Origin of the sequence: Carnobacterium inhibens subsp. inhibens DSM 13024, from assembly GCF_000746825.1 — a bacterium.
Classification (GTDB): Bacteria; Bacillota; Bacilli; order Lactobacillales; family Carnobacteriaceae; genus Carnobacterium_B; species Carnobacterium_B inhibens.
In genome coordinates, this window is sequence record NZ_JQIV01000006.1 from 1251505 (window position 1) to 1273342 (window position 21838).

The following is a 21838-nucleotide window of genomic DNA, read 5'->3' on the forward strand; positions in this document are numbered from 1 at the left end:
ATGTACTTTTTCACTGTCAACGTTTTCTTTCAAAAGTTCTTTCTTGCATGTTGATTATCCTACTTTTTCTACCGTTACTTTCTTTTGTAAATTTTGTGCATCTCTGACGTTAAATGAAGTACTGTCTTTGTGTTGGACTTTACTAGCTGAACAAGCTGTGGCTAAGGTCAACGCGTCAACAAATGATTTCTTTTGTGCCAAACTTGCTAAAAATGAACCTACAAAACAATCACCAGCACCGGTATCATTTACGACAACAACTGTAGGAACGCCAATTTGATAGAACTCATTTCCATGACCGCACAAACTGCCTTTTCCACCTTGAGAAACGATCACATACTCGATCGTCTTCGTTAATTCTTTAACGGTATCTACTAAAGATTCTCCTTGGGTTGAAAGTTCTTGGATCTCAAATCGATTCGGTTTAATAAAATTCACGCCTGCTTTTACTGCTGTCTTCAATGCTTCACCTGAAAGATCGCAAGCAATAAAGCAGCCAATACCTTTCAATAGTTCTAACAATTTTTCTAAATCAGTGATCTCAAAACCAGGCGGCATTGAACCTGCAATCAACACCGTATCCTCAGCTTCAACTTTTTCTTCAATTTTATCAAACAATAGAGACTTATCATAACTCGAAACAGCGTAACCCCGCTCTGTGATCAAAATACTGCCGCTGATGTTTTTTTCTAATATTACATAACTTTCTCTAGTGGGTTTACCATAAATGTCCACAAAGTCATGGTTAATACCCTTTTCTTCTAATATCTTTTCAAGTTTGCTTTTATTTGTGGTGCCGCAAAATCCTAATGCCAGATTTTCTACTCCTAACTTACTCATAGCGTAGGAACCGTGGTGGCCTTTTCCACCTAAATCATAAGCAATACTTTCCAAACGATTGTTTTTTTCTTTTGTTAATTCGTCTTCAAGATACAACAATCGATCAATTGTTGGATTTAACGTAATCGTATAAATCATTTAATATCCTCCTCTTATAGACGCCGCTAATGTACTACGAATACTTGTTACATTATTCATTATAGCACTTAACTAAATCGTTTACACAACCAAGCTTTTTATTAACGATTTCAAGAAAAAAAGCGCATTCCTATCCCCGCTCCCATCGTGCTTGGAGGAGTGAGTTCTTTTTTCTGCTTCACTTTAACATGAACGTGCAAATTGCTTTGACGAAACAGTGACGCTCTTTTTGGTTATCACTGTTCCAACCAGAACAGTTGCACGAAAGTGTGAGAAAGCTTTTTATCCTCCACTTATTCGTGCAGCGTCGTTTAGTTGTCGTGAAAGGAATGAAAGGACCTCTTATATCCAAAATTGTGCTTGATTACTTGTATAAAGACAAAAAAGTTCATTGCATTTTCACAATGAACTTTCTTAAATCGCTAAATTGTTGTCTTAGTCTTTTTTCTATGACACTTAAATCAGTGACAGTCTAATAAAAGCAAAACAAACGAATGCAGATAACAATGCTAAAAACCCGCTGATAGTAAAAAGTATCACTGCTAAATGAGGTGTCGTTCCTTCTTTAGCAACTGTCAGCTCCACATTTTGTTTTATAGTCATCAAGCCTAAAATAATAGACACGATATTTCCAGTCAGTAAATTGCTGAAGATAAAAATTAGCACTGTTCCCTTCCAAACTTTCTGGCTAATTTGGTTTTGTGCAGCTGATAAAACAACAAACCAAAATAATGAAAGCAATGCGATCAACAACATTACAGGGTTCATAGGCTGACTAGTTAAATAAACTGAAAAAGTTTCTCCGCTTAAACTAGCGTTTACAGCAAAGTAAACAAAAAAGATAACCGGTGCTAAAATTAAATAACCGCGTAAAAAGAAAAATGGCTCAAACTTACTTTGCAAGCTGGATAAACTTTGTTTCATCTTAGTGTTCCTGCCTTTCAATTTTATTTTGTTGGTAATAATCCAGATACGCTCTAAATAAAGAATCGGTGACTTGAAAAAGCGATAAGAAAGAAAAGATATCTTCTCCATTCAATACGATTGGTGTTGCTTGAAAATAAAGGTTATGGGTCGCCATAGAAGCTAAATTATTGTTTCTTAAGTTAGTGATCGATAAAATGGGAATCCCTTTCAGTTTAAGCATGTTCATCTCGTCTTTAACTTCTTGGATATCGCCACTTAATGATAAAACAATCAATAAATCGTCTTCTGTGATAGTCGACGCTGCGGCCATTTGCAACTCTCTTTGAGCAGAAAGAAGAATGAAAAACTTTTCTAATGGTACAAAATTTCGTCTGAAATCAGATAGAACATCTCTTTGTCCCCAACCTGTGCCATAACAAAAAATACGTTTAGCAGCATGGATTTCTTTTAAAATAGGTGATAAATCGGTTTGATTGAATAACTTTAAAGTTGCTTGACTATCTACACTTTGCATTGAGCTGAAACTCACTTGTTCCTCATTTATTTGCAATTGTTCGGAACCATTTTTTAAACTGTATTTGAATTCACTAAACCCTGAAAAACCTAATTTTTTTGCCAACCTTACAATGGATGATTTCGAAGTAAGTGTTTTTTTGGCCAATTCAACAATAGGCATCGTTTGGCATTTATTTTTATGTTTCATAACGTATGATATAATTTGTAAATCATTTTCATTTAGTTCTTGGTAATGTTGATTAACGAGTACTTCTAGGTCCAAATAAATCTCTCCCTGCTATTAACAATGTACAAAAAAATGGAGCCATTTATCTCTCCATTTTTTCGTATACATTATTATAGCATATGATTATTTTAATTCAGGCCAGTAACCTTTGTTAGCTACAATTAAGTCATCTAATATTTGTCGAGCTACACGAGCATTTGGCACAATTTTAGAGACAGTCAGTGCTTGCCATAATTTTTGGTATGATTCTTCTTCCCATGCTTCAACGACTAATTTTTCAACGGCTACTTGTTGTTCCATCAATCCTTTTTGGAAACGAGGAATTTCTCCTTGGTTGATCATTTCAGGACCATTTGAACCAACGATACAAGGAATCTCTACCATAGCTGTTGGATCAAAGTTAGCGATTGCTCCATTATTCGGTACGATCAGCAACATTCTTTCACGTGTGTTATACGCAATCGCTCTAGCTAAATCAACGATATAAGAAGCATGGTCATCTGTAACTAACTTTGCATCTTCGGCTGTTTTGATATTTGCAATACGGTTGCATTCAGAGAATACTTGTTTTTCACGGTGATCCATTACTTCATTTGCACGAGTGTATTCAGGATTGGCTTTTTCAGCTTCATCTTGCGGGAACAAGTAGTACTTCAAGTACGTATTTGGTAAAGTATTTGGATCCAAAGCAAATGTTTCTTTTGCTTTGCCATATGTGTGCATCCAGCTCGGTTCAATGTCTTCACCTGGAGTACCTTCTAATTCACCTGGAGTAACATATCCATGTTCTGCAACGTGTTTTTTGATAGCGGGCATTAAATCATTGCCGTCTTTATCGCGAATATCTGTCCACCAGCCAAAATGGTTTAGTCCATAATAACGAACAGTCATTTCTTTACGGCTCTTCAATCCTAAAATTTCAGCCATACGATGTTCGATCCCAACCGGCATATCACAAATATTGATGATTTTGCTGTTTGGTCTTAATTTGCGTGTAGCTTCCGCAACGATTGCTGCTGGATTTGAATAATTCAACATCCACGCCTTTGGTGAGTATTGTTCCATATAGTCAATCAATTCTAATACTCCGCCGATTGAACGCATCCCATAAGAAATTCCGCCTGGTCCACATGTTTCTTGACCAATAACACCATATTTCAAAGGAATTTTTTCATCTTGCTCACGCATCGCGTATTTCCCTACACGAATATGAGCCATTACAAAGTCGATATCAGTAAAAGCTGTTTCTGGATCAGTAGTAGCTAAAAATTCAATTTCTGGAGCACGTTCTTTCAAAACAATTTCTACAGCATCTGCAATTTGTTTTTGTCTTTCCTCATCATTATCGTAAAACTTGATTTGGCGAATCGGAAATATTTCTAAGTTTTCTAATAACATCATAATGATCCCCGGTGTAAATGTGCTTCCGCCACCTGCTACTAAAATTGATTGTTTTTTTAAAGTCATATTTATCTTCTCCTCTAATTTGCTTATTATTAAACCATTGGTTCTGTTTGACTATCAGTATCTGCTAAAACTTCATTCCTTTTCATTTCATCTTCAAAAGCATCTCTTACTTGAGGGACATCCAGTCCAACGATAATTTGGAATGCTTTTCCTTTACGAACGACTCCATGAGCACCTGCTGCTTTAAAGAAACTATCCTCTTTGACAAGGTTTTCGTCTTTTACGGATACTCTTAATCTTGTAGCACAATTATTCACATCGGCTATATTGGCTGTACCGCCAAGTCCTTCTAAATAATGAGCTGCACTGCTTGCATAGGCTCCGCCTGCTGAAGCTGTTTTTCCATTTGCTTGTCTTTCACGGTAGTCTTTTTTAGAATACATTTTAACGTCTTCTTCTAGTTCTCTACCTGGCGTTTTGATATCAAATTTTAAAATAGCAAAACGGAATACAAAGAAGTAAATGACACTGAACGCTAAACCTGTTCCAATCAACGTTAATACTGTTCCGAGATGATTAATCGACATTGGTATAATAAATTGTGTCAACATCGTAATTAACCCACTACCTACATCACCTACAACACCAAATGCATAAACAGTTGCTCCTAAAGTGGCTGCTAAAGCTGCATGTATTAAGAACAATTGCGGTGCAATAAATAAGAATGTAAATTCAAACGGCTCCGTAATACCCGCAAGAACGGCAGTTAAAGCTGTTGGAATCAATAAAGCCAATGTTTTTTTCTTTTTAGCCGGATCTGCTGTTGCGTAAAATGCTGCTGCTATTCCAAGAGGAGCAAAGATTTTTGAAACATTGTGCAATCCGAATCCACCAGCTGGGAATAATTCCTTAATCGGAGCTGTTGATGAAGCAAATTCACTTAAGTTATTCAACCAATATGCTGTAATTCCGCCTTCTACAACTGCTGGTCCATAAATGAATGGTTGATAAATGAAATGATGCATCCCAGTCGGTATCAACAGTCTTTCCAAGAATACGTATAACCATACACCTAGAGTTCCTGATGAAGCTAAGAAACCTTGCATTGAACTAATTAAACCTTGGATGATAGGCCAACCCCAAGCTGTTAAAAAGGCTAAAGGAAGCATAAGGAAAAATCCTATCATAACAACTAATGAAGATCCTTGGAAAATACCTAAGAAATCTGGTAGTTTAGTTTCAAAGAAACGGTTATGCAACCAAACAACAATTGCAGCAACTAAGATAGCACCAATTAAATTGGTATCCAATGTTTTAATTCCAGCAATCAATTTTATCCCGCTGTCTCCGCCGGCTTCTTGAGTGAAATCTACACCAAATGTTGGACCCATCAGATCAAGAATTTTTCCAACAAAGTTGTTAAATGTCATATAAACAACTACAGATTCTAAAGCTGCTCTTCCACTAGCTTTTTTAGCCAATCCAAGAGGTAGACCAATCACAAATAGCAATTCCATCTGATTGAATACAGTCCAACCGCCTGATTCAACAATTGACCAAAAGTTCGCCCACATGGTACCTGCAGTTGCGATATCTCCAACAATTAATGTATTTTGAAGCATAATAGCAATAGCTAATATAATACCTGAGAAAGCAAATAATAAAACTGGAGTAAACATCGCACCGCCAAACCGCTGTAATTTTTGCATCATTTTCTTTTCATCTCCTTATTCTTTTTATGAAATCGCTTCCATATACAGACTATACCATCCTCTTTTTTTCAGTTCAATATTCAACCCTTCAAAAAAACCAGCGTTCCTTAATAGGTATTTTTTCCATTTCTCGGGAAATTTCCCACCTAATTTTATAAGGTGGCAGTCTCTTATTTCAATAATATAACTCAAAAAAAGAGCTTTAAATCAAGATGAATCATCATTGATCTAAAGCTCTAATTCTATTTTTAATTTTTCACTGTTTATTCTTCAGAAAGTTCATCTTCTGTTACCCATTTGTGATTTTTAACTGTATCACCGCCCGTTGTGGGTTCGTAATCAATCATATAAATCGTTGTTGTTTTTGAAGCTTCAATAGTTGCTGGCGCATCGTCCATTCCTTCCATGTGATCAGCTTCTAAAGTTACTTCAGTACCATTTGCAATAACTGACTCTCCTGCCTCTTCAATTTCTTCTTGAGTGACCCATTTATGATTTTCAACTCTTTCTGCGCCAGTCGTTGGTTGATAGGAAACTTCATAAACAGTTGTGTCAAAAGCTCCTACAATCGTCGCTTCAGCACCTTTCATTCCTTCCATGTGATCGGCTTGAATAATGGCTGTACTCCCTACTTCATATTTTGGGTTTTCAGCTTTTTTAAGACCATCTGGTAACTCACCAGAATCGTCATGCATCATACTCTCCATATCCATGCCAGATTCGGAACTCATCATACTAGAATCAGAACTCATCATCATACTTGAGTCATCCATGTTCATGCTTGTTGAACTGCTTGATTCTGAAGAAGCTGTATCAGTTTCTTCATTTCCTGTTCCACATGCTGCTAAGGTTAAAGTTGTAGCTAAAGTTGCCACCATTAAATAAATTTTTCTATTCTTCATTCATTCCCCATCCTTTCAAGTTTTCAAACTATCTTGCTAAAGTACTAAACGATCAGTCTATTTCTACGCATTCAGTGTAAAAGTAACAACATTTAAAAACAATTATTTTAACTTCAAAAAAAAATACTACTATTCTACTGTATGCCTTTATGCCCTTGCTATAAAGGTGTCAAGAATATCACTCGCATACTAAGATCGCACCACAATCGTTTACATAAACAATACAAAAAATCTATTTTAAATTAACGTTCGTATTTTATACTGACTTTAACGTTAAATGTTAAATCATTATTTGAAATTCATTTACTTGATATCTTCTCATAAAATAATCAAATAACCGAACGATTTTATTTTATATATTTCAAAAAAAGGATATCTTTTAAATAATACGAATGATATAATACTAAACGTGTTAAACGTTTGTACAAAATACAAAATCACAGGAGGATTTAATTACATGCACAAGAAGTTTGGTAAGTACATAGGAGTAGCTTTACTAGCGGGACTATTGGTTGGATGTGGAAATGAAGCTGCCAGCAGCGAAACGGCAGCTTCAAATACAGATGGAACAATTAAACTCGATACACTTTCAGTTGGCTTTGTTCCTTCACGAGATCCTGAAGAAATCGTTACTGCAACAGAACCATTAAAAGATTTGTTGATTGACGAAATGGCCAATCAAGGTTATGACATCGGAGAAGTTGACATCACAGTTGGAACCAACTATGAAGCTGTTGGAGAATCTCTTTCAGCTGGGACGTTAGATGTTGGATTTATACCAGGCGGAACTTATGTATTATACGATGACGGTGCTGAGGTAATTTTAACTTCTACTAGAGCTGGATTAAGCATTGACTCTGATATTCCAGCTGATTGGAATGAAAATGCTCCTACTGAACCAACGGATGAGCAAGTAACCTCTTACCGTTCATTGATTATCGCAGGCCCTTCTGAAAAAGGACAAGAGTTAGCTGCTAAAATCAATAATGGCGAGGAATTAACTTTTGAAGATATGAACAGTGCTTCTTGGAGTGTAATGTCTTCTTCTTCTTCAGCAGGTTATATTTACCCAACATTATGGTTAAATGAAAATTTTGGAAAATCAATTACAGACTTAGACAAAGTAGTTCAAGCTGATTCATACGGAAGTTCATTTGCACGTCTTGCTTCTGAACAAGTTGACCTTTTGGTTACCTTTGCTGATGGCAGAAGAGATTATGAAGATACATGGACTTCAGAATACGGAAGAACAGAAAATATTTGGGACGAAACAGCCGTAGTCGGCGTTACTCCTGGCATTTACAATGACACGATAAGTGTCAGCAAAAACTCTGAGAAAATGGATGAAGAGTTAAAAGCTGCTTTACAAGAAGCCTTTATCAACATCTCTGAAACCGAAGAAGGAAAAGAAGTGATCTCCGTTTATAGTCACGAAGGTTACCAAGTAACGGAAGATGCCGATTACGATGATGAAAGAGCCGCTCAAAAAATCGTACAAGATCTAGGGATTCAATAATTCAACATTAATTTAAAATAAAACAAATGAAGCTGTGAAAAAAGTAGGTCATTCTGCTTTTTCATAGTTTTATTTTTGGAAAGGACTTATGACAACAGTGATAGAATTTATTGATGTAAATAAAACGTACCCAAATGGAGTAACTGCATTGAGCAATGTAAACTTAAAAATTGAACAAGGAGAGTTTGTAGCGATTATTGGTTTATCCGGTGCCGGAAAATCGACTCTTATTCGTTGCGTCAATCGTATGCATGACATCAATAGCGGTAAATTGATCGTCAACAATATCGATGTCAGTGCCTTAAAAGGAAAAGAAATCCGACAATACCGCAGAAGAGTTGGAATGATTTTTCAATCATTTAATTTAGTGACAAGAACAACAGTTTTAAACAATGTATTGATGTCATCTGTTCCTGAATTGCCCTATTGGAGAAAAGTATTGGGTATTTTTCCTAAAGAAACTAAAATCACTGCTTTGACCGCTTTAGATAAAGTCGGTATTTTAGACAAAGCGTATATGCGTGTCGATCAACTTTCTGGCGGTCAACAGCAACGGGTAGCTTTAGCGCGTACACTTGCTCAGTCACCAGAAATTATTTTAGCAGATGAACCTGTTGCATCATTAGACCCCGTGACCGCTAAACAAGTAATGGATGATTTTAAAAAAATAAATAAAGATACGAACATGTCGATTCTTTTAAATATCCATCATGTTGAACTGGCTTTGGAATACGCTGATCGAGTAATTGGTATTCGACAAGGACAAGTGGTTTATGATGGCAAAGCAAGTGAAGTTACTCAGCCTATTTTAGATGTCATTTATGGAGATGTCCAAGCTCAAGATGAGTTAAACATAAATCCAACTTTACAACCACAATCTTAGGAGGGACATAAAAAATGACGATTTATGATAAATTATTTCCACCTAAAAAAATTATGCTGGCTAACAATAAAGTCGTTGAAGAAAAAAGAACTAAAACACCTGTTATCCTTATTTTGATCATAATCGGTTTTGTTATTTCGGTAAATGTGACTGGTTTTAGCTTTAGTGTTCTTTTAAATCGCTGGCAAGAATTTTTTGTTATTCTAAATGACATGATCCCGCCTAACATCGATTACTTACCTAATATATGGAAACCATTATTAGATACGATCAAAATGTCTTTAGTGGGTTCATTACTTGGTTCGCTAGTTGCTGTTGTTTTTGCTTTGCTGGCTTCCTCAAATATTATCAAAAGCAAATTTACAGCTGGTATTTTCAAATTTATTTTGAGTGTTTTGAGAACGTTGCCTACTCTAGTAACAGCTTTGATTGCTACCTTTGTTTTTGGGTTAGGTACCCTGGCTGGAACGATTGCAATTTTCTTATTCACTTTATCGTATATTGGAAAACTATTGTACGAACAAATTGAAAATATCGATATGGGTTCTTTTGAAGCACTAGAATCTATGGGCCTAACTAGGCTTCAGTCTTTTCGCTACGCTATCGTTCCGGAAATTTTGCCAACTTATCTTTCAACTTCTTTATTTTGTTTCGAGGGAAATGTTCGCTATGCTTCCATACTAGGCTATGTTGGAGCCGGCGGACTTGGCTTGCTTTTAAATGAAAGACTTGGATGGCGTGATTATTCCAGCGTAGGCATGATTTTAGTGATTTTAGCTATTACTGTCTTTATTATTGAACGAACTAGTGAACATTTTAGAAAGAAATTACAATAAGGAGTGCAGCCGATGTCTGAAATGATTGAAAATCAATTTGAAAAGGAACCTAAAAAAGGCTTCTACTTAATGAGTATAGCCACTATCTTACTGGCAGCTTTTATTTGGTCCGTTTCTTCTATTGAAGTACAAAGTTTGAATGAGAGTGGCTTAACCATTGCATCAAATATTTTTAAAGGTCTTATGAATCCAGATCTTGAATTATTATTCGGCTTAACCACTAGCGGTGTCCTTTATTTATTATTTGAAACTATTTGTATTGCTTTTTTAGGCACTATTTTCGGGGCAATTCTAGCTATCCCGATTGCCTTTCTTATGGCTCCAAGCGTAGTACCAGCACCAGTTGCTTATGTTGTTCGTTTAGTTGTCATTGTTATTCGTACTGTTCCAGCTTTAGTCTATGGGCTGATGTTTATCCGCATTACTGGCCCAGGCCCATTTGCTGGTGTATTGACGATGTCTATTACTTCTATCGGTATGGTTTCAAAACTATATGTAGATATCATCGAAGATTTAGATACTAGCATTTTAGAATCGTTGACGTCAATGGGATGTACGACCTTTGAAAAAATCCGATTCGGGATCATTCCTCAGCTCTTTTCTAATTTCTTATCCATTACCATTTATCGTTTTGATATGAACTTACGTGATGCTACAATATTAGGGTTGGTTGGAGCTGGAGGAATTGGCGCACCTTTGATCTTTGCGATGAATTCTTATCGTTGGAATGAAGTAGGTTCCATCCTCATTGGCTTGATTGTACTTATTCTGCTAGTTGAGTTCTTCTCAAATAAAATGAGAGCTAGACTTATTAAGGGTTGACCCATTTATTTTTTAAAGGAGTTTTAGATGTGAAATTAACCATATTATCCACAAGTGATATTCATGGGTATATTTACCCCACAGATTACAAAAAAAGAAAGCAAGACTTGCCTTTTGGTTTATTAAAAATTAGTTCACTGATCAACGAAATCAAAGCCGCAGAAACGGACCCCGTTCTTGTGATCGATAATGGCGACTTTTTGCAAGGCTCCCCTTTGACTTACTACACAGCCAAACAAAAACAACAACCATTGATTTATACTTCTCTCCTAAACCAGATTGGATTCGATGCAGGTATCATAGGCAATCATGAATTCAACTATGGAAAAGAGTATTTGGACGAATCAGTTGAGGCACTTGATTATCCTGTTTTATGCGCCAATATCTTAAATGACCAAGGACAGCCTGCATTTGGAAAAGCCTATGAGTTGTTCGCATTTGATGACCTAACTGTAGCCGTACTCGGTCTAACTACCCAATACATTCCAAAATGGGAACAACCTGAGTCTATCAATGGTTTAACGTTTCAATCCGCCACAGCATGTGCAAAAGAATATGTACCTAAATTGCGGGAACTGGCTGATGTTGTCATCGTAAGTTACCACGGAGGTTTTGAAAAAGACTTAACTACCGGTGAACCGACTGAAGCTTTAACTGGTGAAAACGAAGGATACGAACTTTTGAATAAGGTTTCAGGTATAGACGTCTTACTAACAGGACACCAACACCGAGAAATCGCAACAGTCGATTCTTCTGTTGCTATTACTCAACCTGGAGACAAAGGTCATAAACTAGGAAAAGTCTGTCTGACGGTAGAAAAACAAGACGGAAAATCTGTTATTCTTTCGAAAAAAGCTGAACTTCTTTCCGTTAATGAGACTAAGGCTAACCCCACTATAGAAGGAACATTCAATACCTTTCAAGAAGAAATTGAAGATTGGTTAGACCAAAATATTGGAACGATTGATGGGAATATGTGGATTGGGGACCCTTTTCAAGTTCGTTTAGCTGGACATCCTTATATTGATTTCATTCATAAAGTTCAAATGGAGGCCACTGGAACAACGATTTCTGGAACTGCCCTTTTTACAAATGACAGCAAAGGTTTTGGACCGACTGTAACCATGCGTGATATCGTCACTAATTATATTTACCCTAATACTCTTGCAGTCGTACGAGTAACTGGATCTGATTTGCGACAAGCTCTAGAAAAATCAGCCAGTTACTTTAGCTTATCGCCAAGTGGGCAATATGAAGTCAGTTCAGATTTTATGTATCCGAAAGCTCAGCAATACAATTACGATATGTATGCTGGAATCGATTATATCATCGACGTTTCGTTTCCAGTCGGCAAACGAATTAGCCAACTCACTTACAGTGGCAAGCCCATTCAAGAGAATGATGAGTTAGAGGTCGTCATAAACCAATATCGGGCAGTCGGCGGCGGAAATTACGATATGTTTAGCGCTGATAAAATCATACGTGAAATAACAGTTGATATGACTGAACTAATTGCAGATTACTTTAAAAAACACGATAGGATCACTCCAGATACGTTTAATAATTTCCAAGTCATACAATCAAAAAAAGAACTGCATGTCAATTAACACAAAAGGAATGGGATAATTATCCTATTCCTTTTGTGTTAATAAAATTAGAACACTATTCTGAGCTAGTCGAAATAAGGCTTATTGCGTCTGCTCAAACGAAAAACAGTTTTGAGTTAATCGAATTAAGGCTCATTACGTCAACTCAAATAGAAAACGACTCTGAGTTAATCGAATTAAGGCACATTACGTTAACTCAAATAGAAAATGGCTCTGAGTTAATCGAATTAAGGCTTGTTGCATCAACTCAAATAGAAAATGACTCTGAGTTGATCGAATTAAGCCTCGTTACATCAACTCAAATAGAAAATGACTCTGAGTTAGTCGAATTAAGGGTCGTTATGCCAACTCAAATAAAACTCTACGTTCAACCTGTCAGTAATTTTCCTTCTCGCTATCGAATAAGCAATGGAGAGACCTATTGCAATATTTTAATTAGTCTTTGTCATTTAGCAACTATTTTCCTCTTGATGAATTAGTTTTAAAACACGCTCTAGTCATCCTCTTCGCCTTCAAGAGCCTTTTTGCCAAGAAAAGCTTGCAGCATCCAAATTGTTTTATCTAAATAGCCTTTGTAGTCAATTAACAGATCTTCCAATACAGTATCATTTTCATTTTGTGCCAACATGATGGCACGTCCGGCGACATCACGGGTTGTACGATAGTCATCAACTAAGTTTTCCACCATTTCTTCTGCGGACAAGTATTTTCCTGAAGCAGCTTCTTGTACAAATGAATATTGAATGTATTGTTCTGCTGTTGAAAATGGTTTTTCTCCTGATGCAATTAAACGTTCAGCAATTTTATCATAATACTGAGTATTTTCAGTGTATAATTCTTCAAATTTTTCATGCAAGGTAAAGAAGTTTGGTCCTTTTACATACCAATGATATTGATGTAGCTTGATTTGTAGTATACCTTGGTTGGCAATGATATGATTCGTCATTGCTGCTGAAGTTGGATTGTGATGGCCATGTTCTTCTGACATTGTTTATTCCTCCTAAAATAAATATTGTTTTTATTCTTCCTGCCTAACTTCTTTACCTCATCACTCCTTTCAAATGAAAATCCTTTAAACAAATTAAACATGGACAGGAACTGTGCTCATTTCCTTGGCTGCTTGCATCTTTTTACGGTTAAAGTGGATCAAACGCATTGCATTTAAAATAACCACCAGTACACTTGCTTCATGGATAAACATTCCGGATGCTAGATGAACACTTCCCATTAAAACACCGGTTAGTAGAATAGCTACAACTCCCACAGCAATAAAAATGTTTTGTTTCATATTACGAGTTGTTGCTTTAGCTAATGAATAAGCATGCGAGAATTGCATCAATTTGTCTGCCATTAAAACCACATCTGCGGTCTCCATAGAAATATCTGTTCCGCCTTCACCCATTGCTAATCCAATATCGGCAGTAGCGATTGCCGGAGCGTCGTTGATTCCATCTCCTGCCATAGCAACAATATGGCCAGATTCTTTCAGTTGTTTCACATATTCTACTTTATTTTCCGGCAACAATTCAGCATGAAATTCGTCTAATCCTAATACTTTGGCAACCGCTTCTGCAGTGTGTTTGTTGTCACCTGTTAACATAACGATTTTTTTAATACCATTTTCTCTCATTTGAGCTAAAGCTATTTCTGCATCGTCACGAATTTGATCGGCAATGGAGACAATTCCTGCTAGTTGTCCTTCTAGTGCAATAAAGACAGCTGAATTGCCGGCTTTTTCACGTTTGACTGCGTACGTTTCAACACTTGTTGGAATAGTAACATTTTCTGCTTTCATTAATTTACGGTTCCCAGCTATAATGTGCTGGTTATTTACAACAGCTTTAATTCCATTTCCTTTAATCGCTTCACCGTCTTTAATTTCCATAGCCGAAAAGTCTAAGCCGCGAGATTGAGCTTCTTTCACGATTGTTTGTCCTAAGTGATGTTCTGAAATCGTTTCGGCTTTAGCAACCAATTCTAATAATTTTTTGGCATTAGTGTTATTGAATGTATGAATATCGGTTACTTCCGGTTTCCCTTTGGTTAATGTACCGGTTTTATCAAATACCAGCGTATCTACTTTAGAGAATTTATCCATAATTTCTCCGCCTTTGATCAATACACCGTTTTTTGCACCATTTCCGATACCCGCAACATTTGACACTGGAGCTCCAATAACTAAAGCACCCGGACAAGCAATCACCAAGAAAGTGATAGCCAAATGCAAATCACTCGTAATGACATAAACAAGTATGGATAACACCACAACTGCCGGTGTGTAAATATTGGCAAATTTATCTAAAAATTTTTCTGCTTTGGATTTTGATTCTTGCGCTTCTTCCACGAGTTCAATGATTTTAGCAAATGTTGTATCATCCCCAACTCTTTCAGCAATTATTTCGAGGTAGCCAGTATCTATAATGGTTCCACTAAAAACTTTATCATTCATTGATTTTGAAACTGGTACAGATTCTCCCGTGATTGCGGCTTCATTGATTGAAGCTTTGCCAGATACGATTTTACCGTCAACAGGAATTTTTCCTCCTGGATGAATAACGACACGATCACCTTCTTCAACATCTTCAACGGGAATCGTTTCTATTTTGCCGTCTATACGCAGAATAGATGCTTCTTGAGGAGCCATATCAACTAGTTCTCTTAATGAAGAACGGGTTTTCTCCAAAGTTCTCATTTCTAAATAATCTCCAAACAAGAACAAAAAAGTTACAATAGAAGATTCTGTATATTCTCCAATATATAATGCTCCTATAACGGCAATGCTTACAAGTAAGTCAATGCTAAAAGCTTTCATGCGCAGTGCTTGAATGGCTTTGATGAAGATAGGAACACTAGCAACAAGGGTAGCTATAATTAAAGCACTATCTTTAAAATTGATGTTTCCCATGAATCCAATAATAAACCCAGAAGCGATTAGAATACCTGAAACTAAAGTAATGTGGTTTTTGTGCTTATTTATATGGGCAATCATTTTAATTCCTCCTATTTTTTTATGGTAAAGTACTGTCTGATTAAGTCATAACTTTTAACGTGTAGTTAACTCCTTTCTTTTCGTTTGTTCCTTATGCACTTACTTTACTATTACTTTGAAAAAGTTAAATTGACCGTCATCAAGAAATCAACTAAATGATAAAAAGATTATCCGAACCAAGCCATATCAATAATAACGTCTTTCTCTTATCCTTTCTTTTTTGCTTATTTGGAACTTAAAGAAATGGCTATGAAGATGGCTGCAGCAATAATCACTTCCTACCAATGAATTCGAATAGGCCCAATTTCTAAAGCGTGCGGATTAATGGTTCCTACTATCATTTTCATGCTATTCTCCTTTATTTCATTATTTTTTACCAAAATAATTCCAATTGACTACATGAGCAGTTCCCATTTCATTGCCCAATAGAAAAAGCCCAAGAAATCATCATGATGATTTCTTGGGCTTTTTAGTAAGATTTAATTATTTTCAACTAGTTCTCTTTTAGATAAATATGGTTTCTCTTTGATAAACAATGTCATAATGAAAGCTACTAATGATAGTAGTCCAACTAATTTAAAGACCATTTGAAAACCAGCTAAATCAGCTATTTGTCCTGTAACATGTTCTGCTAGTTTATTTTGAGAAACAAGCATCATCACAACAACAAACAAAGCTGTTCCCATTGATCCGGCTAATTGGCGTTGAGTATTAAACATTGCCGCAGCATGTGAAGCTAATTCTAGAGGGACAGCATTGAACGCTGCTGTTTGAATTGGCATCAACGTTAATGCAAAACCTAATGTACGAACCATTTGCAGTATTACAATAATATAGATAGGTGTATTAATATTTATTAAACCAATAACAAAAGTTCCAACTGTTACCAATATTAATCCACTCATAGCTAATTTTTTAGAACCATATTTATCAAACATTCTACCAGTGATGGGACTCATAACAGCCATAACGAGTGAACCTGGCAAAAGAATCATTCCTGATTCCATCGGTGTCATTCCGCGTATCGTTTGAAAGTAAATTGGCAACAAGATTATAGCTCCGTACATTCCAGCAGTCAATACAAATGAAATAATAATATTCAAGCGGTATCCTCTATATTTAAAAATACTAAAGTTCAATAAAGGTTCTTCTGAATGATTACAGCGGATAACCAGTAGAATTAAAGCAATAATTCCAACAATTAAAGGCAAAGCTACATTAATACTCATGAAATCATGTGAAGATGCATTACTAAGACCGAATAATAGACCGCCAAAACCTAATGTTGAATAGATGACACTGATCAAATCTAATTTAGGGCGACCTACTTCACCAACATTCTTCAAGACGAAGAAGGCAACTACAACATCTAAAATGGCGAATGGTAAGATAAAGTAGAACAACATATTCCAGTGGTAATTTTGCACTACCCATCCAGAGAATGTTGGCCCAATTGCTGGAGCGAAGTTCATTGCTAAACCAATCAACCCCATTGCTGAACCTCTTTTTTCAATTGGAAAAAGATACAACACGACAATCATTTGTAACGGTAAAATAATTCCTGCTCCTATTGCCTGAATCATGCGTCCAGTAATCAATACTCCATAAACGCTGGAAGTAGCAGCAACAAGTGTACCAATTGAAAACACGATCATTGAAAAAAGATACAATTGCCGTGTTGTAAATCGGTTTACAAGGTACGCCGTAATAGGTACCATGATTCCATTAATCAACATATAAGCAGTTGTTAACCATTGACCTTGAGTAGCAGTAATCGAAAATTCTTTCATAATACTGGGTAAAGCCGTACTCATAAGTGTTTGATTTAATATGGTCACGAATGACCCCATCAAAATAACACCTAAAATAGATATAATCTGGGTAAATGACATATTTTTATTTTCTTCTTGAATCATTTAGTTCTCTCCTTTATTTATCTTTATAACCTATTGCTTTTCCTCTATTAACCAATCATTCGAAAGAAAAGTGCCCTATAATAGCTTATTTTTTCAATTTAAAACATTGAGTGCTATACTAATTAATGAAAGGTTCATTGCCCATTCAATGGGTTGAGCTTTCCTATTTATTGTTCTAAAAAATAATCTAAGGAGCTGAAATTATGCAAAAAGAACAATTTGAACGAATGAAAAATGAACAAGGTTTTATTGCAGCACTGGACCAAAGCGGTGGAAGTACACCAACAGCTTTACAACTTTACGGCATTGCACCAGATGCCTATTCAGGTGAAGATGAAATGTTTGACCTGGTTCACGAAATGCGAACTCGTCTTATGACTTCTCCTGCTTTTAATTCTGATTCAATCTTAGGGGCTATTTTATTTGAACAAACAATGGATCGCAAAGTCGAAGACCTTTATACAGCCGATTATTTATGGGAGAAGAAAGGCGTTGTCCCTTTCTTAAAAGTCGATAAAGGATTAGCAGAAGAAACTGACGGTGTTCAGTTAATGAAACCTAACCCTGACTTAGATGAATTGTTAAAAAGAGCAAATGAACGCCATATTTTTGGAACAAAAATGCGTTCATTAATTAAAGAAGCCAATCCTGAAGCTATAAAAAAAGTTGTTGACCAACAATTTGAAGTCGGCAAACAAATTATCTCAGCAGGACTTGTGCCAATTATTGAACCAGAAGTGGATATTAACAGTAAAGATAAGGAAAAATCTGAAGCTCTTTTAAAAGATGCAATTTTGACTCAACTAGATAACTTAAGTGAATCAGATAATGTTATGTTAAAACTCTCTATTCCGACAATTGATAATTTCTATAAAGAATTGATCAATCATCCTAGAGTGATAAGAGTAGTTGCTCTCTCTGGTGGTTATACACGTGAAAAAGCTAATGAAGCTTTAACACATAATCACGGACTAATTGCTAGTTTTTCAAGAGCTTTATCTGAAGGGTTAAGTGCTAGTCAATCAGATGATGAATACAACGACTTACTAAAAGAGTCCATTAAACAAATCTACGATGCCTCAATCGCTTAGTATCAAGTGGTATGAGACAATATAATAAACACAACGTATAATAAGGAGAAGCTCTCCCTCTTATACGTTGTGTTTTCACTTATAATAGTGTACTCCTATTTATATGAAAAATCAAAAAAATTTTATTCTACTACTATTACTAATTATTTATTTTTAAGTCGAAAGCTTCTGTCATCTCTGCAGATGCTTTTTCTACAGGAACTTTATTGATAAATTCGGCTTTTGTTAATAATCTGGTTACTCCATCATCATCACAAGTAATCAGTGTTAAGGTCGTTTCACCTGGAATATCATCTAATACACTGACTTTAAGTCTGTTAAATAAATTGTATCTCCTAATTCAACTTTATATAACGGGCTAAACAGTAAATCTGACCGCTTCATGTGGTGGCCGGCCAATGCATAATTTCGTTCTCCCATTATTTGATCTTCTTTCATGGTTCCAGCTGTCAAAGCTAACGTATACTCAGACGTCCCTTTTCCAATTGGTAAGTTCAAATTGACACTAGGTATACTAATACCGCCTATCACATTTATTTGATCGCTATTAAAACGGGCTAAAGCTACTGTTTCAAGATCCAACAGTTGGACTTCTTCAAATTCGAAAGAAGCCTTTTTTTGTTGATTTTTTTCGATCGTAGTTGCGTCCATAGCATTGATCGTTAAGTTTTCTGAGTCCATCACTACTAACCAATTTTTGATAGGATCACTAAATACTAACAATAAGCCGATGACAAGAAGTATACCCCATAATAAATTGAGTCCTATCTTCTTTTTTCCTCTTGTTTCTCTCTTTTTCATATTTACCCTCATCTGCTTTTTCTTCTATGCTAATCAATTAAAAAGGGGCTGGGAAAAAACTAGCCCTTGAGGCTAGAAGAAAAGCGGATGCTTTTTACAAAAAATCAGTCAAAAATAAAAATCGCAATGAAACAATCAGAATTTTGATTATTTCATTACGATTTTTTTATTTGAGGCTAGTTTTTTCCCAGCCCCTTTACGTTGGATGTAATTTTTAAATTAATTAGATCTATATCGTACTATTATTTTTATTCCAACCTTCCAATCGCATATCAAATTCCTCGATTGGTTCCGGTCCTCGCATTGTATCTTTTTCAATCGTTAAAACCCCTTTTTTACTCACCTTAGTCTCCCAACGTACGAGCCGGACTTGCCCTTCAGATATTTCAATTCCTGTAATAATTGTTGGATAAACGCAACAACCAGTATTAAAATAAGGAAGCTCTTTATCTTTGGGATATTTAAATCGGTGAGTATGGCCGCAAATAAGCATGATTTTATTTTTGCGAATCCATTTATTGAAGTTTTTCTCGATTTTATGTCTTTTAGTGACATTTTTTACTGGACTTGATGGGTTTCGAATCCCAAATCCATGCAGAAAACGCCAAAAGAATTTTAAAGATAACATCGTGAAAAAGGCAAACTGATCATTCGGTGCATCACCTTGATGACCGTGTACGGTTAAAATTTCTTGCCCTGTTTTTTTATATTTCAGTACGAGTGCCTCAATAGGCTGAAGACCTTTTAAAAAATCAAAAAATTCTTCTGTGTATTCATCGTAATTTGTATAATAGTTCTTTTCAACAAATTTAGGGTTCTTTAAAGCAATATCGTGATTGCCATACAATTTTATTAAACGATTATCATCAAAAAATTTTTTGATGATATCGAATACTTCATTATGTGCATTTTTGGTATAAGTAAAATCAGAGTATTCTAACAGTTCATCTCCATCGCCAGCTTCCACATAAGTAAAACCGTTTTTATAGTAATACTTTAAAGCGTGAAGAAAGATATTACGGTTTCGAGTGAATTCATCTGAGATATTCCCATTCCCTCGATGGATATCACTAAAGAAAACATATTTTGAATTTTCGTCAAATTCTTCTACTCTAGCCTTCTTGTATGCTTCGGTTAAACGTTTATCTGTGAACATCTTTTTCACCCCATAATTAGTTGACAATTTTTTACATAAGCAACTGAATAGTTATTCTTATTATCAGTATACTTTATCTGGTCTGGTTTAAAAAATAATTGCCTTCTAATTTCCGTTCACTCTCAATTAGATTATGCAAAAATCAATCAGTTAAGAACTTGGGATGAAAAGTTACTTTTTTACTTAACATAAAGACAAAAAACGTCCAATTTCACAAATGAACGTTTTTTTGTTGTAGGAAGTTTTATCACAGCCTCGTACTTTTCTTATCTCACTCTTTATTTCTACTATCTCTCAAAAGCCAGTTTGCTGAAAGAGCACGGAGTCCTGTTCTTTTATTTTTCCTGTTTCTATGTACTGTTTAAAGTGGGTTACTTCAAATGTATCGCCTTTTTCTAATAAAAAAAAATGCAATGGATAAGGAAACAGTTTACCCTTTGCTAGAATATGATTTTTATCTTGATAGGAATACCACCAAATTTCATACAATCGTCCACCCGTTTTTATATTGTCTTCCAGCAATGTAAAATTGTCGCATCCTTTTCTTTCTAATAAATCTGCTGCTTCTAATGGTCTCTTCCACATACCTTCTTTTAAAACTTTCATTCTTATCCCCTTCTTTCTGAAGTATGAGTTTTATACTATGTGGTATTTTTGTACAACAAATTGATTCCGTTTATTTCTCTTGCCAAATAGGACGATTGTTTTTCCTTCGGTGACCAAATAAAGAAAATTAAGAGCATTTGACTTAATCAGACAGTTTTCCTTACATGCCTCGTTTACGGTTAATGTAAACCGTACCAAAGGAGCCTCTTCTAATTTCAAAACTTTAATTTTTTCTACTGAACCTTTTAAGCACATTCCTTTTTCCATATTGATCACCTCATCTCTCTCAAATTATACGAACATATGTTCAGTTAGTCAACTACAAGTATTCTTTTAAGCTCCTTTATTTTAAATTTTATACTCTCGACAACCGTTTAAACTCTACAAAAAAACTATGAGGTAAGTTTTAAATAAACTCGTCTCATAGCTTTTTATGTCCTATTTTTCTCAATTACTGAATTTTTATACCTTTACTCTTATTAATTAAACCTTATTCATTTGCTGTTTTCAATAATTCAATCACTTCTTCTGGTGTATTAGCTTCAATCAATTTTTGCACATTTTCAATTTCTGAACAAAAGATAGCAATAGACGACAACAAGTCTAAATGTTCGTCGCCTTTACCTGCGATTCCAAATAAAACAAAGACTTTGTTTTCATCGCTTGTTTCACTAAAATCGATCCCATCTGGGAAGGTTGCTACCGAAATGGCTGTTTTGTAGATATCTTTTTTTGAACTATCAGTCCCATGGGGAATAGCGATAAAATTTCCCATGTAAGTAGATACAGTCTTTTCTCTTTCCAACATGCTCTCAATATAATCTTTATTTACTGCTCCGCTTTCAACCAATAAATTACCTACTAAACGAATAGCTTCTTCTTTGTTTTTTGCTGTTGCTCCTAATTCAATCAACTCTTTTGTTAATTCTGCCATTTCCATTCACTCC

General features: G+C 35.5%; 21 protein-coding genes. 7 read left to right on the plus strand and 14 right to left on the minus strand.

Going from position 1 to position 21838, the window contains the following annotated elements:
- Positions 1–54 precede the first annotated feature (54 nt).
- From BR65_RS07115 to BR65_RS07140, 6 genes are all read right to left on the minus strand, one after another.
- A complete protein-coding gene (locus BR65_RS07115; protein WP_023179121.1) occupies positions 55–978 on the minus strand; it encodes a 1-phosphofructokinase family hexose kinase in 924 nt (307 codons plus the stop codon).
- A 456-nt stretch (positions 979–1434) separates the two neighbouring features.
- On the minus strand, positions 1435–1902 hold the full coding sequence (locus BR65_RS07120) for a hypothetical protein (RefSeq protein ID WP_023179123.1): 468 nt from the start codon (positions 1900–1902) through the stop codon (positions 1435–1437).
- A 1-nt stretch (position 1903) separates the two neighbouring features.
- Positions 1904–2683, minus strand: a complete 780-nt coding sequence (locus BR65_RS07125; RefSeq protein ID WP_034537558.1) for a MurR/RpiR family transcriptional regulator — start codon at positions 2681–2683, stop codon at positions 1904–1906.
- 87 nt (positions 2684–2770) lie between these two features.
- Positions 2771–4114, minus strand: coding sequence for a 6-phospho-alpha-glucosidase (locus BR65_RS07130; protein WP_034537559.1), 1344 nt, complete (start codon positions 4112–4114; stop codon positions 2771–2773).
- Between the two features lie 29 nt (positions 4115–4143).
- On the minus strand, positions 4144–5766 hold the full coding sequence (locus BR65_RS07135; protein WP_034537562.1) for an alpha-glucoside-specific PTS transporter subunit IIBC: 1623 nt from the start codon (positions 5764–5766) through the stop codon (positions 4144–4146).
- Between the two features lie 263 nt (positions 5767–6029).
- The gene (locus BR65_RS07140; protein WP_034537565.1) at positions 6030–6668 is read right to left on the minus strand and encodes a YdhK family protein; all 639 of its coding nucleotides are present in this window, start codon (positions 6666–6668) and stop codon (positions 6030–6032) included.
- A gap of 457 nt (positions 6669–7125) precedes the next feature.
- Between BR65_RS07140 and BR65_RS07145 the strand changes: the two genes are divergently transcribed.
- The 6 genes from BR65_RS07145 (at position 7126) to BR65_RS07170 (ending at position 12811) form a co-directional block, all read left to right on the plus strand.
- Entirely contained in the window at positions 7126–8184 is a 1059-nt protein-coding gene (locus BR65_RS07145) for a phosphate/phosphite/phosphonate ABC transporter substrate-binding protein (protein ID WP_034537567.1), read from the plus strand.
- Between the two features lie 97 nt (positions 8185–8281).
- Complete coding sequence (gene phnC / locus BR65_RS07150) at positions 8282–9067, plus strand: phosphonate ABC transporter ATP-binding protein (RefSeq protein WP_034538684.1); 786 nt, start codon at positions 8282–8284, stop codon at positions 9065–9067.
- A gap of 14 nt (positions 9068–9081) precedes the next feature.
- On the plus strand, positions 9082–9903 hold the full coding sequence (gene phnE / locus BR65_RS07155) for a phosphonate ABC transporter, permease protein PhnE (protein WP_051932691.1): 822 nt from the start codon (positions 9082–9084) through the stop codon (positions 9901–9903).
- A gap of 12 nt (positions 9904–9915) precedes the next feature.
- Positions 9916–10725 (plus strand): phosphonate ABC transporter, permease protein PhnE, encoded by an 810-nt coding sequence (gene phnE, locus BR65_RS07160; RefSeq protein ID WP_034537569.1) that lies wholly within the window; start codon positions 9916–9918, stop codon positions 10723–10725.
- Between the two features lie 29 nt (positions 10726–10754).
- A complete protein-coding gene (locus tag BR65_RS07165) occupies positions 10755–12332 on the plus strand; it encodes a bifunctional metallophosphatase/5'-nucleotidase (RefSeq protein WP_034537571.1) in 1578 nt (525 codons plus the stop codon).
- A gap of 35 nt (positions 12333–12367) precedes the next feature.
- Positions 12368–12811: a hypothetical protein gene (locus BR65_RS07170; RefSeq protein WP_034537574.1), complete on the plus strand. Its 444-nt coding sequence runs from the start codon at positions 12368–12370 to the stop codon at positions 12809–12811.
- Positions 12812–12825: 14 nt separating this feature from the next.
- Here BR65_RS07170 and BR65_RS07175 read toward each other — a convergent pair whose 3' ends face one another.
- The 3 genes from BR65_RS07175 to BR65_RS07185 all read right to left on the minus strand — a co-directional run bounded on the left by BR65_RS07175 (position 12826) and on the right by BR65_RS07185 (position 17237).
- Entirely contained in the window at positions 12826–13320 is a 495-nt protein-coding gene (locus BR65_RS07175) for a Dps family protein (protein WP_051932693.1), read from the minus strand.
- Positions 13321–13413: 93 nt separating this feature from the next.
- A complete protein-coding gene (locus BR65_RS07180) occupies positions 13414–15321 on the minus strand; it encodes a heavy metal translocating P-type ATPase (RefSeq protein ID WP_034537575.1) in 1908 nt (635 codons plus the stop codon).
- Positions 15322–15800: 479 nt separating this feature from the next.
- Positions 15801–17237, minus strand: a complete 1437-nt coding sequence (locus tag BR65_RS07185; protein ID WP_023179140.1) for an MDR family MFS transporter — start codon at positions 17235–17237, stop codon at positions 15801–15803.
- Between the two features lie 203 nt (positions 17238–17440).
- Here BR65_RS07185 and BR65_RS07190 point away from each other — a divergent pair, with 203 nt between their 5' ends.
- Positions 17441–18328 (plus strand): fructose bisphosphate aldolase, encoded by an 888-nt coding sequence (locus tag BR65_RS07190; RefSeq protein ID WP_034537577.1) that lies wholly within the window; start codon positions 17441–17443, stop codon positions 18326–18328.
- 294 nt (positions 18329–18622) lie between these two features.
- Here BR65_RS07190 and BR65_RS07195 read toward each other — a convergent pair whose 3' ends face one another.
- The 5 genes from BR65_RS07195 to BR65_RS07215 all read right to left on the minus strand — a co-directional run bounded on the left by BR65_RS07195 (position 18623) and on the right by BR65_RS07215 (position 21825).
- Complete coding sequence (locus tag BR65_RS07195; RefSeq protein WP_051932694.1) at positions 18623–19129, minus strand: class A sortase; 507 nt, start codon at positions 19127–19129, stop codon at positions 18623–18625.
- 229 nt (positions 19130–19358) lie between these two features.
- Positions 19359–20285: a metallophosphoesterase gene (locus tag BR65_RS07200; protein WP_023179142.1), complete on the minus strand. Its 927-nt coding sequence runs from the start codon at positions 20283–20285 to the stop codon at positions 19359–19361.
- Positions 20286–20579: 294 nt separating this feature from the next.
- Positions 20580–20891 carry a hypothetical protein gene (locus BR65_RS07205; protein WP_023179143.1) on the minus strand — a complete coding sequence of 104 codons (312 nt, stop codon included), beginning with the start codon at positions 20889–20891 and terminating at the stop codon, positions 20580–20582.
- Between the two features lie 30 nt (positions 20892–20921).
- Positions 20922–21158, minus strand: coding sequence for a hypothetical protein (locus BR65_RS07210; protein WP_023179144.1), 237 nt, complete (start codon positions 21156–21158; stop codon positions 20922–20924).
- Positions 21159–21381: 223 nt separating this feature from the next.
- Positions 21382–21825 carry a PTS mannitol transporter subunit IIA gene (locus tag BR65_RS07215; protein WP_023179146.1) on the minus strand — a complete coding sequence of 148 codons (444 nt, stop codon included), beginning with the start codon at positions 21823–21825 and terminating at the stop codon, positions 21382–21384.
- Positions 21826–21838: the final 13 nt, after the last annotated feature.

What these genes read in the sequence shown, in the direction of transcription:
- BR65_RS07135 (WP_034537562.1), bottom strand. Translation starts at nt 5,766, where the DNA reads ATGATGCAAAAATTACAGCGGTTTGGCGGTGCGATGTTTACTCCAGTT.
- BR65_RS07215 (WP_023179146.1), bottom strand. Translation starts at nt 21,825, where the DNA reads ATGGCAGAATTAACAAAAGAGTTGATTGAATTAGGAGCAACAGCAAAA.
- BR65_RS07120 (WP_023179123.1), bottom strand. Translation starts at nt 1,902, where the DNA reads ATGAAACAAAGTTTATCCAGCTTGCAAAGTAAGTTTGAGCCATTTTTC.
- BR65_RS07195 (WP_051932694.1), bottom strand. Translation starts at nt 19,129, where the DNA reads ATGAAAAAGAGAGAAACAAGAGGAAAAAAGAAGATAGGACTCAATTTA.
- BR65_RS07205 (WP_023179143.1), bottom strand. Translation starts at nt 20,891, where the DNA reads ATGAAAGTTTTAAAAGAAGGTATGTGGAAGAGACCATTAGAAGCAGCA.
- BR65_RS07180 (WP_034537575.1), bottom strand. Translation starts at nt 15,321, where the DNA reads ATGATTGCCCATATAAATAAGCACAAAAACCACATTACTTTAGTTTCA.
- BR65_RS07140 (WP_034537565.1), bottom strand. Translation starts at nt 6,668, where the DNA reads ATGAAGAATAGAAAAATTTATTTAATGGTGGCAACTTTAGCTACAACT.
- BR65_RS07210 (WP_023179144.1), bottom strand. Translation starts at nt 21,158, where the DNA reads ATGGAAAAAGGAATGTGCTTAAAAGGTTCAGTAGAAAAAATTAAAGTT.
- phnE (WP_051932691.1), top strand. Translation starts at nt 9,082, where the DNA reads ATGACGATTTATGATAAATTATTTCCACCTAAAAAAATTATGCTGGCT.
- BR65_RS07175 (WP_051932693.1), bottom strand. Translation starts at nt 13,320, where the DNA reads ATGTCAGAAGAACATGGCCATCACAATCCAACTTCAGCAGCAATGACG.
- BR65_RS07200 (WP_023179142.1), bottom strand. Translation starts at nt 20,285, where the DNA reads ATGTTCACAGATAAACGTTTAACCGAAGCATACAAGAAGGCTAGAGTA.
- BR65_RS07190 (WP_034537577.1), top strand. Translation starts at nt 17,441, where the DNA reads ATGCAAAAAGAACAATTTGAACGAATGAAAAATGAACAAGGTTTTATT.
- phnE (WP_034537569.1), top strand. Translation starts at nt 9,916, where the DNA reads ATGTCTGAAATGATTGAAAATCAATTTGAAAAGGAACCTAAAAAAGGC.
- BR65_RS07185 (WP_023179140.1), bottom strand. Translation starts at nt 17,237, where the DNA reads ATGATTCAAGAAGAAAATAAAAATATGTCATTTACCCAGATTATATCT.
- BR65_RS07115 (WP_023179121.1), bottom strand. Translation starts at nt 978, where the DNA reads ATGATTTATACGATTACGTTAAATCCAACAATTGATCGATTGTTGTAT.
- BR65_RS07130 (WP_034537559.1), bottom strand. Translation starts at nt 4,114, where the DNA reads ATGACTTTAAAAAAACAATCAATTTTAGTAGCAGGTGGCGGAAGCACA.
- BR65_RS07145 (WP_034537567.1), top strand. Translation starts at nt 7,126, where the DNA reads ATGCACAAGAAGTTTGGTAAGTACATAGGAGTAGCTTTACTAGCGGGA.